Source organism: Acinetobacter sp. ANC 4178, assembly GCF_004331175.1.
Taxonomy (GTDB): domain Bacteria; phylum Pseudomonadota; class Gammaproteobacteria; order Pseudomonadales; family Moraxellaceae; genus Acinetobacter.
Genome location: NZ_SJOD01000006.1, coordinates 282156 through 300438, shown reverse-complemented (window position 1 = coordinate 300438; position 18283 = coordinate 282156). Strand labels below are relative to the sequence as shown.

Here is an 18283-nt window from a genome sequence, read left to right as displayed (position 1 = left end):
AGCATTCGCAGCAATTACAGGAATTAATTGCTTGAATTATCAATTTATATTGTAAATGAATAAGAATTTTTAATTTGTGAATTAGATTTATAGGAAATATAGATTTGTTTTTTAACTTTTTGAAAAACCGAATCTTGATGATTTCCCTATTTTTTGTAGTTATTTAAAAAATAGTTAATATTTGCATATCCTTAAGGGCACATGTATGGTTAGAATAAGAATTACTGTGCACTAGATCTCTTACGCTGCTTATGAATATTTTAATCGTTGATGATCATCCGTTGTTTCGTCATGCTTTGATTCAAGCCGTTCGCTATAGCTTACCTCAAGCCCAAATTAATGAGACTGCCGCAGTAAATGAATTTTATGAACGTTTAGAAAAAGGCCCTGAACCTGATTTGGTCTTATTAGACTTAAATTTGCCTGGTGCTTCAGGTTTTTCTGCATTGGTTCATGTCCGCGCACAACATCCTTCATTGCCGATTATTGTGGTTTCGGCGCATGAAGAAGTGTCTATTATTCAGCGTGCCATTGCGCATGGTGCCATGGGTTATATTCCGAAGTCAGCGCATCCGAGTCATATTGGCGAAGCAATTCGCCAAGTCTTAGAAGGTGAAATCTGGTTACCACCAAATTTACCAACCAATATGAGTTTTGATCCGCGTGCAGCAGATGAAACTGAATTGGCAGAGCGTATTCAATCGCTTACGCCACAACAGTTCCGCGTGTTAATGATGGTTGCGGAAGGTTTGCTCAATAAGCAGATTGCCTATGAACTGGATGTATCAGAAGCCACGATTAAAGCGCACGTGACTGCCATTTTCCGTAAATTAGGCGTGCAAAATCGTACTCAGGCGGTACTGGCAATTAATGCGCTGAATATTGATGAAAAGAAAATGTAATGCGATGAATTGCAAAAAATAAAGACCTTTTAGAGGTCTTTATTTTTATCTGTATAAAACGGGATTAAGCCAAAAAGTCTTGTTTGTGCATGGTGTTGTCACAATAGAGTGGATTCAGTGCACATTCCAATTCATCAATTTGTTCTTGGCTAATATAACCTTTCGATTTCAAATATTCTGCGACGCGATCATCGCGCAGACTCAAGAATGCGGCGTCATAGACCCCTAAATCTACAAACAATGCAGCGGTTTCTAAACTGTTAAAGCGGTCGAGATAGATTTGATTGTCATGCATCAGAAAGATGTGATCATACGGATCATTCACATCGACCATGAGCCAATTTGCCAATTCAATCGGTGGCGTTTTAATAAAGAGCAGGTCAGACAGTTCATCAAATTGGCTGGTATCTAACTGGTCTAAATTGGTTTTGACTTTACCTAACCATGCTTTGAAAACCAGTACAGCACCGCCACGTAGTAACATGCTCCAAATTTGGTGACGAATCGCAGGGCTTAAACTACGTGTTTCGGCTTGAAGCACTTGTAACAGTTTTTCCTCTTGTAGTGTGAGTTTTTCAAACAGCCCTAGTCCTTGTGGTTTATATTCGGCAGGGGTGAACACATCAAAATTGAGTTCATCAAAAACTTGCAACGCAAGTGGGACGGCATTTTGATAGAGGGTATTTAGTGCTTCAACATGAGTGGGGGTAATTTTACTTTGTTCAAAAACATGATTCCAATCAATATCGGGCAGTAGTGCATTCACACCATAAAGTCGATGAAACTGTTGTGCTTGATGTAAATCATGTGGAACCATTTCAGAAATGTTCATTGAGGTCTCCTGAAAGCTTGTGCAATGTGGGCGAGCATTGACAATTGAGCGATTTGTCTTGTGAATTTTTTTGCTCGGGGATGTCCTCATTTATGGAATTTCTGCTTTAGAAAATGTATAAGACTAAAGTCGTAGATGGTGAAAAATAAGTAATAAATATCAATAAAATGATGAACTTGAAATTTTGTAACCAAGTGTACAACTGTACATTAATGTAACCTGAATGAATCTGCCATAGCCAAAAAAACAAAATGCGAGAATGACTCCCTGATTTTTTGTAATTTTCTTATTTTCAATAATTTAATTTTATATGATGGGGTTGGAAGTGAAATGGGTTTAATTTTTTTTGCCGTTGCTGAGGTCACATTTGGCATTTTAAAGTAAAACGGTGCATTCAGAACAGGCCAAATGCACCGTAGAATGATGCTCTCGGAATTTAATCGCTAGAAATTTTCAGTCCAGATAACCATGATCTGAGCGATGCAGGTTTTAACGGTTTTCTTAACAAGACGATATTCAGTTCTTTTAAAGTCTGTGGCAATTCAGGATCAGAGTCTGCCGTAATGAGTGCGACGGGTACTTTTTCTTGACGATTTTGTAAAATAAAGTCTAGTCCCATTTTCTCATCATTTAAATGTTGATCGACCAACCAAACCTGAATGTTTTCTTGTTGAATCAGGGTAAGGGCGTGCTCTGGCTCTGTGGCTTTAAACACTTGATAGCCCCATTTGGTCAGTAAGGTACTCATTCCTTCCAGAATGGTTTCATCATTATCCAAACATAGAATCTTATAAGCTTTGGTTTTCAAGGGTACTGCTTGTATAGGGGTCGCAATGATCTTAGGTGCTGCGACTACAGGCACTTCAATCATGAAGCAGGAGCCTTTCCCAAGTTCAGAATAGACATGTACTGGATAATCTAACAGTCCCGTCATGCGTTGTACGATTGCCAGACCGAGACCTAGCCCTTGTTCCCCCCAAGGGGAGGTGTGTCCGCAACGCTCGAATTCTTGAAACAGCTTGATTCGTTGCTCTTCGGCAATACCAGGTCCAGTGTCCCAAACCCCAATCCGAATATGCTGTGGACGTTCTGAAGCACGTAAAACACCGACAATGACACGTCCTTTGGCAGTATAGCGTAAGGCATTGCTAACAAAGTTCTGAATAATACGGCGAATCCATTGCGGGTCGGTATCAATCCAGAACTGAGCATCATGTACATGCAGTTGAATCCCGCGTTGTGCGGCAATTGACTTAAACTGTAATTCTAAGTCGCTCAACAAGTCATGTAGTGGATAGGCTTGACGTTTTGGTTGAATAGTCCCGCCTTCTAAGCGGGCAATATCCAATAATGCCGATAACATACTTTCTGCACCATGCAAGGCGCGATCGAGTTGTTGTAAGGTTTGACGGTCTTCTTCGGATTGAACACTTTGTTCCAAAGCGGTACTGAACAAACGTGCAGCATGCATGGGTTGTAGCAGGTCATGACTGGCTGCGGCAATAAAGCGGCTTTTTGACATATTGGCTTTATCGGCCTGTTCACGTGCCAATTGCTGTTCGGTCAAAGCATCAGCAAGCTGTTGGGTACGATCTTGCACCCGTGCCTCTAGCATCGCTTCATTTTCTCGGAATGCAGTAATGTCGGCGAAGGTGGTTACAAACCCCCCGCCTTCAATTGGATTACCCCGCATTTGAATGACACGACCATCTTTACGAATCCGTTCAAATTCGTGCGCACTGCCGACTTTCATCCAGTGAATACGTTTACGCACATGTTCTTCAACGGAACCTGGCCCACATTCACCACGCTCTGCGTTATAACGAATTAAATCGGCAATTGGGCAGCCGACATAGGCCAGATCTTTAGGATAATCGAATAATTTAAGATATTGATTATTCCATGCCACCAAGCACATGTTTTCATCGACCACACTCACGCCTTGGGTCATGTGATCGATCATGGTCATAATCAGGTTTTGATTAAAGCGTTGCCATTGAGAGGCTTGGTCTAAAATATTGGCCACTTGCCCCAAAGCTAAGCCATTATTGACCATCGCGGTCGTTAATAAGGTCCGTGCAGATGCCGCGCCAATGGTGCCTGCCAAATATTGTTCGGTAAAGCGCCACCACATGCCATTCGCGCTGCTGTTGGCATTTAAAACCACATTGTTTTGTAGACAGAATTGTTCAAATGCTCGGGTTGCAGGCCCATCTCCAGTAATGCGTTTGGCTAAGGTAATTAAGTCTGCAACTTTTAAACGCGCCACATCATGGTGTAAATAATTGATTTCAGAAGATGGATTCTGGGCGGGTAAAGGTTTGGTTTCATAATAAAAGAAACTTTCGGCTTGAATCTGTTCGGCAATACTTGGTCGGAAAATACGAGAAATCCAGATATATAACAGAATGTTGAGACCTAAAGCCCAAATCACGCCGTGGGTTAATGGCGCAAAAGATTCAAAACCCAGTAGGGCTTCTGGGCGTAACCAGCCCAGACCGAATGGGCCATGCAGTAAGAACTGCATGGTGAAGGTGGTGTAATCTTCGGGGAAGCTGCGTAATATAGTGGGTAGCAGTAGGGTGTAAGCCCACATCATAAAACCAACAATTAAGCCTGCGTAAACGCCTTGTTTACTCCCACCACGCCAGTACAAACCGCCAATCAAGGCAGGCGCAAATTGTGCCACAGCACTAAAAGCCAATAAGCCAAATACAGAGAGCTGATCAATATCATTAAAGAAATGGAAGAATAAAAAGCCCAACAGCATGACCGCTAAAATACAGACGCGACGAGTAAATTTCAGCACCAAAGGCATGCGTTTATCATGTCGAGAAAGAAAATTAAAGCGCCATAGCGCAGGCATGATCAGGTCATTACTGAGCATAATGGACAAGGCGACTGAAGACACCAATAGCATGCCTGTCGAGGCAGAAAATCCACCCAAAAATGCCAAGATGGTGAGCCAATCCTGATTGTAGCTAATGGGTAGAGACAGCACTGCAACATCGGGAATCGCTAAATATTCAGGTGCAGCATGCAATGCCCAACTGGCAATCGGAATAATTGCTAAGGTGGTTAGAATTAGATAAATGGCAAACCAGCGACGTGCACCACGAATATGTTTTTCATCACGTAATTCGACCACGGCCACATGGAATTGGCGGGGTAAACAGATGATGGCTAAGGCAGCCAAGAGCGTTTGCACCCAGAAGGTTTCAGGTACGCCAAACAATTGAACATCTTTGAAGGTTTTGCCGACATCATGCGAAATTTGCCCAAGGTTTTCAGGCTCAGCGAATACAAAGAAAATGGCGACACACAGCAAAGCGAATAATTTGACAAAAGATTCAAACGCCACAGCCAGCATTAATCCGCCATGCTGTTCGGTATTGGCAATTTGCCTCGTTCCGAAAATCATGGCCAAAATAGCCAGAATCCCCGTGAGAAAAAGCACACTGTTGGTGGTGCTTTCCAACCCCGTGTTTTGCTGCAAAATGACGGTTGCACTCAAGGCAATTGCACGTAGTTGTAGTGCGAGATAGGGAATAATGGCAATGACGGCCAAAATGGTGACCAGAGATGCTAAAGGTCCACTTTTCCCATAGCGCGCTGCCATAAAGTCGGCAATTGAAGAAATGGCATGGTGTTGACGCACACGACCGAGTCTGCGCCAAATGTCATAACCTAAGGCAACAAACAGTAAAGGACCTAAATAAATTGGCAGGAAGATTATGCCTTCCCGAACTGCGGCACCTGTTGCACCGTAAAATGTCCATGAAGAACAATACACCCCTAAAGTTAGGCTGAATAACAGCATCCGTCCGCGCGTACTGAGACGAGTTGCATGTTTTTCGCCATAGAAGGCGCAAATAAAAAGTAATACGATGTAAAGGGCGAGAACGCCAATAATAAGCCAACTGTTCATAGTGCCGAATTGTCCCGAGTTACGGGCTTATCATAGCCTATTCAAGTTGATGGCAGTTTGATTTGCTTAAAATTTAACGACCAAAGTCTAAATTACAAGAACCCTACAACATTGTTAAGTTTGTATTCGAAATAATTCAAATTAAAAAATGCGTCTATGGCTGGACGCTTCACAGGAGCAAGATTATGGATGAGGTTCAGGTAAACCAAATTCTGCAAAATCCCAAATTTAAGGAAATGGTCAGTCGCAAAAGTAAACTCAGCTGGACACTGACTGTCATTATGTTAGTGGTGTATGTTGGTTTCATGTTGTTGGTTGGCTACAACAAAGCGTTTTTAATGACTTCCTTTAGTGGTGGTGTTACCACGATTGGTATGCCATTGGGTCTAAGCATTATTGTATTGTCTTTTGTTTTATGTGCCGTGTATTCGTATATCGCGAATAACAAACTCGATGCATTAAATGAAGAAGCAATGCGTGAAGTTAAAGCAATTGCGCAAGAGAAAGGACAGCACTAATGAAATGGAATTCATTGAAAGCACTTACAGTCGCTGCAACAACCCTATTGGCTTCAAGTGTTGCACTTGCGAGTCCAGACTTAGGTGCAGCTGAACAGCAAGCGACCAACTGGCATGCGATTATCATGTTCGCCATTTTTGTTGGTTTTACCTTGTTTATTACCAAATGGGCGGCAAAACAAACCACCAGTACCACGGACTTCTATACAGCAGGTGGTGGGATCTCAGGTTTCCAAAATGGTTTAGCAATTGCGGGTGACTATATGTCCGCAGCGTCATTCTTGGGTATTTCCGCAATGGTTTTCAGCTCAGGTTTTGATGGCTTGCTGTATTCATTGGGTTTCATGGTAGGTTGGCCAGTTGTATTGTTCTTGGTGGCTGAACGTCTACGTAACTTAGGTAAGTTCAACTTATCTGACGTGGTGTCATTCCGTTTAGCGGAAAAACCAGTACGTACACTTGCAGCAATCAGTTCATTGGTTGTGGTGGCATTCTATCTGATTGCTCAGATGGTGGGTGCGGGTCAGCTAATCAAACTTTTGTTCGGCTTGAACTACAACATTGCGGTAGTGATCGTTGGTCTTCTGATGATGGCTTACGTAATCTTCGGTGGAATGTTGGCAACGACTTGGGTACAGATTATTAAAGCAGTAATGCTCTTGTCTGGCGCAACGTTCATGGCATTCATGGTCATGAAAGGTGTTGGCTTTAGCTTCTCTGAAATGTTCTCTCAATCGATTGATGTTTTTGCGAAAGTACATGAGACTACTTTAGAAGAAGCAGGCAAGATCATGGGTCCTGGTAAACTTGCCGCGAACCCAATTGATGCGATTTCTTTAGGTCTTGCATTGATGTTCGGTACAGCAGGTCTGCCTCACATCTTAATGCGTTTCTTTACCGTTAAAGATGCCAAAGAAGCACGTAAATCAGTGGTTGTTGCAACAGGTTTTATCGGTTACTTCTACCTTTTAACTTTCATCATCGGCTTTGGTGCGATCCTTTATGTATCGAACAACCCACAGTTCCTTGATGTTGCGAAAATGGCAATGACTGGCAAGCTAGAGCTTGTTGGTGGTAACAACATGGCTGCGGTTCACTTGTCTGATGCACTCGGCGGTGACTTGTTCATGGGCTTCATTTCAGCAGTAGCATTCGCAACCATTCTTGCAGTAGTTGCAGGTTTGACATTGTCTGGTGCTTCAGCAATCTCGCATGACTTGTATGCAAACGTATTCAAGAAAGGTCAAACGACTCCTGAATCTGAACTTCGTATGTCTAAAATTGCAACTTTAGGTTTAGCTATTTTTGCAATGATTTTGGGTATTTTGTTCGAAAAACAAAACGTTGCCTTCATGGTAGGTTTAGCATTCTCAGTAGCGGCATGTGCGAACTTCCCAGTACTTGTATTATCAATGTTCTGGAAAGGTTTAACTACACGTGGTGCAGTGATTGGCGGTTTGGTCGGTCTAGTAACTGCAGTGGTACTGATTATCTTAGCGAAAGCAGTTTGGGTAGATACATTGGGTATTTCTGATACGCCAATCAACCCATTCAATGGTCCTGCAATCTTTGCAATGCCGTTGGCGTTCTTCTGCTGCTGGTTGTTCTCTGTGACAGATAACTCTGCACGTGCTCAAGCAGAACGTAAAGCATTCGATGCACAGTATGTACGCTCTATGACAGGTATTGGTATTTCAGGCGCATCTGATCACTAATCTTGCATTCAGCAACAAGAAAGCTCCGTTAGGGGCTTTTTTGTTGTGTATTCAAAGTAAGCGAAGCATGAACAGCAAATATCCGCTAGACCCAGCGGATTAAATAGGCTAAAACGGAAGAAGTAGAAGAACATTTCACTTAAAAATAACCCGACACAAATATTGGAAATATCCCGATCTATTCAAAAAAAAGGCAGATCAATATGCAAGTGATGATCGATTTCTGGAAAGGATTTCGCTTATTACCATCGGCATGGTTATTGTTGGTTCAATTCTGTATGTTGTGGCTGTCGATGATGGGGCATCGGGGTTTGTCATATCGGGCCTTTATGTGGTGCTTAGGCGTTTTGGCCTTACTGATTATTGCCAAAGTCATTCGGCAAACGCCCGTTTATACTTTTTTGGGTTTAAGCTTTGTTGGTGGTGCTTTTATTTTTTCCTTTCTTATTTTGTTGGGTTTCGACACCATCACAATGCAGGTGATTGCACACAGTTTTGAAAGTTTGGCTTATTTTTTGGCCGCTTATGGTTTGGTTCGCTATATGTTTGCAGACCGTTATTTAACCAAAGATGAAATGTTTGCAGCAGGAGCGGTGTTTACACTTATCGCTTGGGGCTTTGCATTTTTATACAATATTTGCCAACTTTTGATTCCGAATAGTTTTCAAAGTCCAACCGCAGGTCTGCAATCTTGGTTGAATCTGCTGTTTTTAAGCTTTAGTTTACAGTCGGCTACAGGGCTCTCCGATATTATGCCGATGACGCCAGCAGCGCGTATTTTAGCAATGTTACAAATGTTTTGCGGCGTCATGTATTTGGCCTTAATCGTTTCCCGACTCATTGCGCTACAGTATATTCGGCATGATCCCAGATAAAATAATGACTAATGCTACGTGGTAAATCGTTACAGGAATTGAACTGCCTCGGCTCGCAGGATTCACTATCATTATTAAGAATTGTTAAAATTTAGCATATTCACTTCTTTATAAGACTCGCGAAATTAACCTGATTGGTTTCATCTTTTTTACATCTATAAAAATCTTCTGGGGGAAATTATGCCTTCCATCAAGACGTCTCCATTTGCCAATGTCAAACGGAATGTATTTTTAAGTACGGTCGCAATTATCGGGCTATTTTTGGCTTTAATTTTATTTGACCCGAGCGGTTTTGAAAGCTTAACCAAGCATTTAAATCAATGGATTATTGATTCTTTTAGCTGGTTTTATGTTTTAGCCGTTGCGTTCTTTCTCATTTTACTTATTTTTATCGCTATGTCGGGTATGGGTAAAATTAAACTGGGACCTGATCATAGTAGCCCTGAATACAGTAAAAGCTCTTGGTTTGCGATGCTGTTTACCGCGGGTATGGGAATTGGACTGATGTTTTTTGGCGTGGCTGAGCCCGTCATGCATTATGTCAATCCACCGACTGGAGATGGCGAAACTTTAGCTTCGGCTCAGCAAGCCATGCGGATTACTTTTTTCCATTGGGGCCTACATGCATGGGCCATTTACGCCCTGGTGGGCTTATCACTGGCTTACTTCTCTTTTCGACATAATTTACCGCTTAAAGTTCGTTCAGCATTGTATCCGCTGGTTGGCAAAAAAATATATGGCCCTGTGGGCGATGCAGTCGACACCTTTGCAACTGTGGGCACCATTTTTGGGGTGGCAACCACTTTAGGTTTTGGGGTCACTCAAATTAATTCTGGTCTGAATTATTTGTTTGGGATTCAGCAAAGTGTTGCTATTCAAGTAGGTTTGATTGTTTTTGTCAGCTTTTTAGCAGCATTATCGGTCGGCTTTGGTTTGGATAAAGGGATTAAACGGCTGTCTGAGTTGAATCTGCTTCTCGCTTTAGTGTTACTTTTATTTGTTTTTTTCGCGAGTTCCTCAATTTATATCTTACAAACCAGCATTCAAAATGCAGGGCAATATATCTCTAACTTATTCACGATGACTTTCAACTTGTACGCCTATCAACCCAATGGTTGGATTGGCGGTTGGACCATTATGTATTGGGCGTGGTGGATTTCATGGTCACCATTTGTCGGGATGTTTATTGCTCGGGTATCCCGTGGACGCAGTATCCGAGAATTTATTGTTGGTGTGTTATTTATCCCGACAGGTTTTACTTTAATCTGGATGGGTTTTATGGGCAATGCGGCACTGTTCAGTATTATTCACGATGGGCAAAGTTCCTTGATTGCAGCGGTTCAGCGCGATTCATCCGTGGCACTATTCGAGTTTTTGATGCATCTTCCATTTGCACAAATTTCTTGCCTGATTGCGACGGTATTGGTGGTCCTTTTCTTTGTAACTTCTGCCGATTCAGGCTCACTCGTGATTGATTACTTAACCGCAGAAAGTGAAAACTCACCTTTATGGCAGCGATTATTTTGGACGGTTTTAATCGCACTGCTCTCGATTATTCTATTGGTGGCAGGGGGCTTGGCGGCATTACAATCTGCCACCATTATGAGTGCGTTACCGTTTACCTTAATTATGTTGCTGATGTGTTGGGGGTTAATCAAAGCACTCAGTTTGGATTTGACCAAAATGCAAGCGCTACAAGAAGCCCGTATTACTCCGCGTGCCATTCAAAATCCGCGCAGTTGGCAGCAGCGTTTGGGATTGATTATGCATTACCCGCATACCCAACAAGAAGTGCAGCAGTTTATACAGCAAGATGTGCAACACGCCTTTCTGCAGGTACAAAAGGAATTTCAGCGCCGTCAGCTTGAAGTCACCATTCGACCAATTGAACACGGATTACAATTGCGCGTCGATCATCACAATGAAATTAATTTTATTTATGAAGTCGTTTCACGCGAGACTCAGCCACCGAGTTTTATGGCAGATGCGCGAGAGCAAGATCAGCCCTTCTATCAAGCCGAAGTTTTCTTGCGTGAAGGCGGACAAAATTATGATGTGATGGACTGGACGTTGGAAGATTTACTGCAAGATATTATTGATCAGTATGAACGACATCTGCATTTCTTGAGTTTGGTGCGTAGCCCGAACTTATAAGCACTAAAAAAGGACGCATATCGCGTCCTTTTTTGATTCAGTGTCTAATCAATTAGAAACGGAATTTAGCATTTAAGCCAACAGTTTGCGTGTCAAGATCAACAGCTTTTGCATTCGCATTAACATAGCTTGCACCTACAGCAACTGCTGGAGTGATGAAGTAATTTACGTTTGCGCCCCAAGCAGAGTCAGGAGTGTTGTCAAAGCTTGATTTTACATAAGAAGCACCAACGCTAAGTTTTGGTGTTACATATAAATCAGTTTTGAATTGGTAAGCTGTGTCATCACCATAAACGATACCAGACTCGAAACCTACAGCCATGTTTGTGCCGTCAATGTTGCCTACATATTTAGTGCGTGCAGTGATTGCATCTTGGTCTTCACCAATAGTTGCAGTTTCACCAACAGCACTAACAACACCTTTGTTCATTACATTAAATGCATCTAAAGCAAATTGGTCTGCAACGCTAGTATAACCTACAGCAACCAAGAAATTCGGTGCAGCTAAAGCACCAACTTCTAATGCATAACGGTCGCCTTGATCGTCAGATGCATTGTTGTTTTTGCTGTCAAGAATTGTATGGCTGTAAGACGCGCTTGTGTATACAGGTACAAATTTAGTTGGTACATAAGCTTCAGCTTTAGCACCATAGTTATGAGCAGTAACATCAAGACCGTTCGAACCTAATTCAGCATAGTTATATGCCAAAGAAACGTTTGAGGCTTGGTTTAAGAAAGCTGCTTCAGCTAAAGGACCTTTAGAAGAATCTACATCTTTAAAGTAGTAAGTACCTTGCACACCGCCAGTAAAGTCTTTGTCGTTTGCTGCAGATGCATCGATGTACTCAGACTGACCTTGTACTTCGAATTGGTATGCTTGAGCACCGGTCATGGCTAATAATAATGCAGTGGCTAAACCGAGTTTTTTCATGAGTGTTACCAGTTTGTTAGAATGGATTAAACAAGTGGCATTGTATTGTAACAATTTATTTAGTCAATTAAGCGCGTGTTACAGATTGCAATCAGTATTGACGTGGGAAAAGTGATGTACAGAAAGTAGACAAATAGAAAAAATCGTGTCAACCTTTAAAAAAAGATAGCGATTACAATTGAATAAGTTCTTCCTTTTCTAACTTTTTGGTACAAAAATGGTGCAAAACAAGCTGGCTTATTTATTGTAAAAAGGAATTAATTATCTAATAATAATTGTCAAAAACAATGATAAATTTCATTCAATTGTAGCAATATTTTGTGATTCACTCCAAATAATTGCTCAAAATTTAATTAAATAGTGCAAAAAATGTAACAATTGGATTTTTAATAAGCGATTTTCTCTCATTAGTGTGACTTGATTCTCTTAATGTGTATTAAAAGTGTTTTTATATAAAACAAAGGAATTTAATCGGCTTTACTTCTGAGAAAAAGAGAGACATAATAATTGGGTAATCAGATCATGTTTCATGCGAATAGTGTGATACCTGCCTGATTCTCCACAAAAAGTTTTTAGTTTATCGCCCAGCTTTCCCCAAGGTTGGGCTTTTTTTTGCCTTTAAAAACATGAATTTTGACTCAAAAAGAGCAACATAAAATTGAGGGGCTAAGCTGGGGCATGTTGGTAAGAGATTGCGCTATAGCGAGCCAATCGGCTTGTTTAAAGACATTTTAGCGATGGGTGATACGATCTTAAATAGACCGAGTAAGCCCGAATTTATATTGATTTTATGCACTAATATGGTGCATTTATGTTTTGAATTTGCTTGAAATTAATGTTGAGATTAAAGTGCATAGGCAAAAAAAATCCCAATTTAAATAAATAAACTGGGATTTTTTCGCCAAAAAACAGGGAAATTTAAAAATATCTGCTGAGGATGAAATTAAAAACGCCCTAATGTTGTGCATTATGCACCATAATGGATCAAAAGTAAACAAATTCCATTGAGTTTATTCCATTTGGTCAAAACTTGGCTATGATAAGTCTAAAAATGAGGGAGCGAGTCAGGATGTGGATGCTCAAAGGGTTATCTTGTTCGGTTTTAAGTTGGATGCTGTTAAGTGCATGTAGTCAGCAAGCTATTAAGGATCAAACTCAGCACCAGTCGATAATGCAACCACCACGATTGGTTGAGCTAAATCACATGTTTCAAGCGGTAGATAGCGCAGTGGTCTTTGTGACTTATGATGGGGAAAAATTGCAACGTTTTGGCAATGATTTGCAACGTGCCGAAACAGCCTATATTCCTGCTTCGACCTTTAAAATGTTAAATGCTTTAATTGGTTTGCAGCAGCATAAAACCACGACTACTGAAGTATTTGTATGGGATGGAACAGCACGTGCATTGAAAAGCTGGGAAAAGGACATGACTTTGGCAGAGGCGATGCAAGTGTCAGCAGTTCCTGTCTATCAAACCTTAGCCCGTCGTATTGGTCTACCGTTGATGCAAAAGGAGCTTGGTCGTGTCGGTTATGGAAATGCTCAGATTGGAACACAGGTCGACCGTTTTTGGTTAGATGGACCCTTAAAGATTACACCGCAACAAGAAGCTGAGTTTGCTTACCGACTTGCGACCCAGACTTTACCTTTTGATGCACAGGTTCAACAAGAGGTGAAAGAAATGCTTTATGTGGAGCACCGCGGTGTTGCCAAATTGTATGCCAAGTCAGGATGGGGTACCCATGTACAGCCTCAGGTAGGTTGGTATGTAGGATGGGTGGAACAGCCCAACGGCAAAATTTTGGCATTTGCCTTAAATATGCAAATAAAAAATGAGCTACAATTGGCAATGCGTAAACAACTTACCCTAGATGCTTTGGATAAACTGGGTGTTTTTCCTTATTTATAAGGCAAAACGATAGAAGATTCAGGGCAAACAAGATCAAAGCAGTTAAGGTTGCCTTAGGATACTCCATTGGTTCTGCTAAAGTTAAATGTCTCAACGCGAAATAAAAGTAACAAATTAAAATATCGTTTTCAGAGTTGCATCTTTTATAAAGGTTATGGTTTAACTATAAACAAGCAACGTAGCGAAATTTAATCATATTCATGGCAAAATTACGGGCAGAAAATATAAGTCAACGATTATTGGGTGCAATGTTGGTCATTGTCCTGTCGTTACTGTTTATTTCCGTCCCCCTTATTTTTAAAAGCTACCAAAATTACCAGCAGGCACAGCTGTTTTTAGCAGAAATTCAGAGTCTGCGTGCAGTTGCTGAACTATCCAATAAAATTTCACGTGAACGTGCGCCCAGCAACAAAGTCATGTCGAGTACCCCTGAAGAATATGCACAAAACCTACAAGAATTAGCTGAATATCGTCGAGGGGTCGATCAACATATTCAGAGCACCATTTTAAGACTCAAAGAAACAGGATTTAGTGCGGAAGCGACTGAAATTGTGACGCAATTACAACCACAGCTACAGCAAGGGCGTCATGCCGTCGATAGCTATGCAGCTTTGCCCCGTTCAGAACGCAATATGGAACAATTGGATGCTGCCATATTACAGATGTTTTCGGCATGGGATGAAAGTCATAGTGTATTGAAACATATGGTGATTCATTCACAAAGCCTTGATAAACATACTTCAAATTACTATACCTTGATTTTAATTTTGGCGGATTTACGAGACCAAGCAGGACGTGTTGCTTCGAATGTGATTGCCCCAGTGACTTTCCAGCAGAAAATGCCAGATACCAATCTGGCACGTTCTTTACAAACTCAACATCAGGCACATTATTTATGGGATTTGGTAAATACCATTTTGCCTGAACAAGATAAGACTACTGAATTCATGCAATTACATGAAAAAGTAAGAACGGATTTTCTTGAACAGGGCATTAGTACGGTACAACATTTGATCCAAGACAGCCTTGCAGGGCGACCTTACGAATTATCGGGTACTGAGTTAACCCAAAAAATCGTCGATAAATTCAGTTCCGTTGTGAATTTGCAAACCTATATTTTGGACTATAGTTTGCAAGTGGCAGAACGAGAGAAATTACAAGCGAAACGCCAATTTTATCTCACCCTTTTTGTGACCACCATTTCTTTGTTTGCTGCTTTATTTACCATGATCTATGCACGTCGTAAGGTTTTTGAACCGTTAATTCAGGCGCGAGAAACGATTTTGAATTTATCCCAAGGCTCAAAACTTGAGACAACTGAAACCTTGCAGCAGGGTTCAGGCGTGGATTCACTGTTTATGGCGATACGTAAATTAGAAAGTATGTTGCAGCAGCGAGATGCTTTAGAGTTTCAATTAAAAAATATTGCCAATTCTGATGCTTTAACTGGGGTGGCAAATCGTTTGGCTTTAGAGAGTTATATTCGGCATTTAGAAAATCAGCCGAAGAAACTCGAAAAATTGTGTTTGATTGTGATTGATATTGATGATTTTAAGCAAGTGAATGATCAGTATGGGCATATGATTGGAGACAAAGTGATTCAGATGGTGGCCAATATCTTAAAAGCCAATGTGCGTAGCACGGATTTAATTGTACGTTATGGTGGCGATGAATTTTTGGTCTTGCTTGAGCAAATGAATGATGTAGAAGCGCTGAGCATTGCCGATCAGATTCGACGTGATGTAGACAGAACAAATATGCAGGTGGGGCTAGTCCCCGATTTACATGTGTCTGTCAGTGCGGGCTATGCCATTGGTGGTGCTAGTTGGTTAGAGTTATTTCATAAAGCCGATCAGTCTTTATTTAAAGCGAAGGCGAAAGGGAAAAATGCGGTGCAAGGTTAGACCGATCACCGCATCAATAAGTGTTTATTCAGAATTATTCTTCATCTTGATAGCTGGTAAGACAACTATTGCGAGCACGAGCTTTGCCGGCTTCGTTCCAACACTGGGCTTGGATAATATTGCCTGCATCGTAAGTTAAGACAGCTTCAGGCGTACCATCGTCGTACCAAATTTCATAGCGGTTTTGTCTGAGTCCATTGCGGTATTCTCCGCGACGTTCCAATTGGCCGTTGTGAAACCATTGTTTGAGTTCGCCACGCATTACACCATGTTCAAAACGCACATAGGTCCATGGCTTGCCGTCGGCATACCAACGTTGTTTCATACCATTTTGTAGCTCATCTTTATATTTCATGGACAGTGCCAATTGTCCATTCGAATGCCAAATACGATATTCCCCATCAGGAATGCCATGGTTCATTGTCGACTCTTGCTCTTTTAAGCCATTGGCATGCCAGAAGGTGAGTTTGCCATGATAACTGCCATCTTCGTATTCAATGTGGCTGCGCATTTTTCCATTCGGATAATAACTTTCAAATGTTCCTGAACCTTGCACTTGATCTGGAAAATGCACCAGATGTTCGCATTCACTGGCTTTGTTGGAAGGTTTTTGTGTGGTGATAAATCCAGAGGTTAAGGGGCTTTGGTCGGCATAGAAATATTGCACTAGCCATGATTTTGAAGAACCGCCCGCTTGAATACTGGGTGTGCACTTGGGATGGTCTTGCCATGGGTCATCACTGCCATCCGATTCAGATGTGAAAACAATCATATTTTCATTGATATAGCCATCGGCGAAAGTGTATAGGGACACAAGTCCCAAAGACATGCTGAGAAGGAATGCTTTCATGATTTTGATAATGTAATTGAGTTATTGAAAAGTCATAGGGCTTCTGTTTTGATTAAAGCCGAGTCGGATTTTACGTTATTTAAATATGAATTTAGAAGAAAAAAGAACACGTCTAAAAAATTTGCTTGAAGATAACATCAGCGTAGGCAATGTCGGAACAGCGATAGCAATTACTGGCTCATGGGGAGTTGGTAAAACTTTCTTTTGGAATAGTTTTAGAGATGAAGTTAATTTTAAAAAGAAATATGTGTATGTTTCTTTGTTTGGTTTAGAGTCACTTAGTGACTTGAAAACGCATATTTATAGCAATATTGAAAATAATCATTCAGCTTTGGAGATTCCTCGATGGATTCGAGGATTGCCATCCATTTTAAAGGATACAAGAGTTTCACAGTTTGGTGTCAGTGCTTCCGCCAAGGTTTTTGATAGTTTGATGTTTAATCAGGTTAAAGATGCCATCATTTGTTTTGATGATTTTGAGCGCATGTCGAATAAGCTTGATATTAAAGATGTTATGGGTTTAGCGAATCAGCTTAAATTAGAAAAGAATTGTCAGGTGATTTTGATCTTAGATGAAGATAAAGCTGAAGGAGAAAATAAGAAAAAGTATGCGGAATATAAAGAAAAGTTGATTGATGAAACAATCATCATTAACTCGGTTGAGCCTTTGATTCGTGCAAATACACAAGATATGGATGAGCCATTAATTGAATTAATGGTGAAGTTTGCAGATGAGTTAGGTGTTCATAATTTTAGATTTTTTCAAAAAGTCATTAAATTATATAAGCAATTTCGAGAACAATTACCTGAAACAGTTGCAGACTCGACAAAAGAAATAATTTTAGTTCGGATTTTACAAGGCTATTTTATTGAGGAATTTGGAATTTCTTATGAGTTTGATTGGGAAGATATAAAAATAATAATAAAGGATAAGCAAAAAGACTGGTCCGGGCAAAAAGTTAAAACTTATGAAAGTTTATTCTCGATTAATTCATACTTTTTACGGTCAGATGAATGGCTTAATGAATTTAAAAAATGGTTTAATCAGGTAGGTACGTTAGATTTTGAATTATTAAATCAATTAGCAAACTCTACTTTAATTTCAGAAGAGAACAATAAACATAAAGATAATTTTCATCAAGGCTGTGAAGACTTTTGGGGATTAAAGGTTGATAAAAAATTTCCAGATAATTTTTATGAAAAAACAAGGCTTGTGATAGGACTAGAGAATCTAAGCAATTTAAGTTTTGCTTTAAAAATTTTAGAAATTTTCAACATAGACGTAACGACTTTAGAACAAGAGATTATTGACTGGCTTAAGGGAAAAATTGAAAAAGACATATCTGGTTTTCGTTTGTATGACAGCTTCGGAGAGGTGAGGCCAATATTCAAAAAATTTGTAGAGACTTATGAATTAGATAAAGAGAAACTTCCAAATTTAATTGATGCAATTTTTAATATTCATGTTAGACAAGAATGGAGCAATAAAGATGAATTGTCCGTCCAGAAGGCAAGTAAAGAAGACTGGGAAAAAATACTATTTGATGAAATTCCTCAGGATTCGAGATTTGACTCAATAAATAGTAGTTATATTGTTAAAAAAGTATTGGAACGAGAAAAAGGCTCTGATTTGGGTGAACAGATTCGTAATGTGATTACTGAAATTTATAACGAAAAAGGACAAACAGATGAATTTTATAAAAGCTATATGGATTTTCTTATTACTAGATTAGATAACTGAAAAAAAGGGCTCTTATGAGCCCTT

12 protein-coding genes are annotated in these 18283 nt (G+C 40.4%); 8 read left to right on the top strand and 4 right to left on the bottom strand.

What is annotated here, in order from left to right:
* The first annotated feature begins 251 nt into the window (after positions 1–251).
* The gene (locus E0H87_RS14095) at positions 252–902 is read left to right on the top strand and encodes a response regulator (RefSeq protein ID WP_131324163.1); all 651 of its coding nucleotides are present in this window, start codon (positions 252–254) and stop codon (positions 900–902) included.
* Positions 903–966: 64 nt separating this feature from the next.
* Here E0H87_RS14095 and E0H87_RS14090 read toward each other — a convergent pair whose 3' ends face one another.
* Both E0H87_RS14090 and E0H87_RS14085 read right to left on the bottom strand, forming a co-directional pair.
* On the bottom strand, positions 967–1734 hold the full coding sequence (locus E0H87_RS14090; RefSeq protein WP_131324162.1) for a hypothetical protein: 768 nt from the start codon (positions 1732–1734) through the stop codon (positions 967–969).
* 436 nt (positions 1735–2170) lie between these two features.
* The gene (locus E0H87_RS14085; protein WP_131324161.1) at positions 2171–5662 is read right to left on the bottom strand and encodes a PAS domain-containing hybrid sensor histidine kinase/response regulator; all 3492 of its coding nucleotides are present in this window, start codon (positions 5660–5662) and stop codon (positions 2171–2173) included.
* A 185-nt stretch (positions 5663–5847) separates the two neighbouring features.
* On the opposite strand from E0H87_RS14085, the gene E0H87_RS14080 reads away from it, so the two are divergent.
* The 4 genes from E0H87_RS14080 to E0H87_RS14065 all read left to right on the top strand — a co-directional run bounded on the left by E0H87_RS14080 (position 5848) and on the right by E0H87_RS14065 (position 10924).
* Positions 5848–6180, top strand: a complete 333-nt coding sequence (locus E0H87_RS14080) for a DUF485 domain-containing protein (RefSeq protein WP_131324160.1) — start codon at positions 5848–5850, stop codon at positions 6178–6180.
* Positions 6180–7895 carry a cation acetate symporter gene (locus tag E0H87_RS14075; protein WP_131324159.1) on the top strand — a complete coding sequence of 572 codons (1716 nt, stop codon included), beginning with the start codon at positions 6180–6182 and terminating at the stop codon, positions 7893–7895. Before E0H87_RS14080 ends, E0H87_RS14075 begins: the two co-directional genes overlap by 1 nt.
* A gap of 203 nt (positions 7896–8098) precedes the next feature.
* Positions 8099–8770 carry an ion channel gene (locus E0H87_RS14070; RefSeq protein WP_131324158.1) on the top strand — a complete coding sequence of 224 codons (672 nt, stop codon included), beginning with the start codon at positions 8099–8101 and terminating at the stop codon, positions 8768–8770.
* Between the two features lie 180 nt (positions 8771–8950).
* A complete protein-coding gene (locus E0H87_RS14065; protein WP_131324157.1) occupies positions 8951–10924 on the top strand; it encodes a BCCT family transporter in 1974 nt (657 codons plus the stop codon).
* Between the two features lie 52 nt (positions 10925–10976).
* On the opposite strand, the gene omp33-36 is transcribed toward E0H87_RS14065, so the two are convergent.
* Entirely contained in the window at positions 10977–11855 is an 879-nt protein-coding gene (gene omp33-36 / locus E0H87_RS14060; protein WP_131324156.1) for a porin Omp33-36, read from the bottom strand.
* 1069 nt (positions 11856–12924) lie between these two features.
* Here omp33-36 and blaOXA point away from each other — a divergent pair.
* Positions 12925–13764, top strand: coding sequence for an OXA-1036 family carbapenem-hydrolyzing class D beta-lactamase (gene blaOXA, locus E0H87_RS14055; RefSeq protein WP_413773128.1), 840 nt, complete (start codon positions 12925–12927; stop codon positions 13762–13764).
* A 200-nt stretch (positions 13765–13964) separates the two neighbouring features.
* Entirely contained in the window at positions 13965–15668 is a 1704-nt protein-coding gene (locus E0H87_RS14050; RefSeq protein ID WP_131324155.1) for a GGDEF domain-containing protein, read from the top strand.
* Between the two features lie 34 nt (positions 15669–15702).
* On the opposite strand, the gene E0H87_RS14045 is transcribed toward E0H87_RS14050, so the two are convergent.
* Positions 15703–16497, bottom strand: a complete 795-nt coding sequence (locus E0H87_RS14045; protein WP_165493972.1) for a toxin-antitoxin system YwqK family antitoxin — start codon at positions 16495–16497, stop codon at positions 15703–15705.
* A 106-nt stretch (positions 16498–16603) separates the two neighbouring features.
* Between E0H87_RS14045 and E0H87_RS14040 the strand changes: the two genes are divergently transcribed.
* Complete coding sequence (locus tag E0H87_RS14040; protein ID WP_131324153.1) at positions 16604–18259, top strand: P-loop NTPase fold protein; 1656 nt, start codon at positions 16604–16606, stop codon at positions 18257–18259.
* The last annotated feature ends 24 nt before the right edge of the window (positions 18260–18283 follow it).

Excerpts from the sequence above, each read along its gene's own strand:
- E0H87_RS14050 (WP_131324155.1), top strand. The coding sequence starts at position 13,965 with ATGGCAAAATTACGGGCAGAAAATATAAGTCAACGATTATTGGGTGCA.
- blaOXA (WP_413773128.1), top strand. The coding sequence starts at position 12,925 with ATGTGGATGCTCAAAGGGTTATCTTGTTCGGTTTTAAGTTGGATGCTG.
- E0H87_RS14065 (WP_131324157.1), top strand. The coding sequence starts at position 8,951 with ATGCCTTCCATCAAGACGTCTCCATTTGCCAATGTCAAACGGAATGTA.
- E0H87_RS14045 (WP_165493972.1), bottom strand. The coding sequence starts at position 16,497 with ATGTCTTTGGGACTTGTGTCCCTATACACTTTCGCCGATGGCTATATC.
- E0H87_RS14080 (WP_131324160.1), top strand. The coding sequence starts at position 5,848 with ATGGATGAGGTTCAGGTAAACCAAATTCTGCAAAATCCCAAATTTAAG.
- E0H87_RS14085 (WP_131324161.1), bottom strand. The coding sequence starts at position 5,662 with ATGAACAGTTGGCTTATTATTGGCGTTCTCGCCCTTTACATCGTATTA.
- E0H87_RS14075 (WP_131324159.1), top strand. The coding sequence starts at position 6,180 with ATGAAATGGAATTCATTGAAAGCACTTACAGTCGCTGCAACAACCCTA.
- E0H87_RS14070 (WP_131324158.1), top strand. The coding sequence starts at position 8,099 with ATGCAAGTGATGATCGATTTCTGGAAAGGATTTCGCTTATTACCATCG.
- E0H87_RS14090 (WP_131324162.1), bottom strand. The coding sequence starts at position 1,734 with ATGAACATTTCTGAAATGGTTCCACATGATTTACATCAAGCACAACAG.
- E0H87_RS14095 (WP_131324163.1), top strand. The coding sequence starts at position 252 with ATGAATATTTTAATCGTTGATGATCATCCGTTGTTTCGTCATGCTTTG.
- omp33-36 (WP_131324156.1), bottom strand. The coding sequence starts at position 11,855 with ATGAAAAAACTCGGTTTAGCCACTGCATTATTATTAGCCATGACCGGT.
- E0H87_RS14040 (WP_131324153.1), top strand. The coding sequence starts at position 16,604 with ATGAATTTAGAAGAAAAAAGAACACGTCTAAAAAATTTGCTTGAAGAT.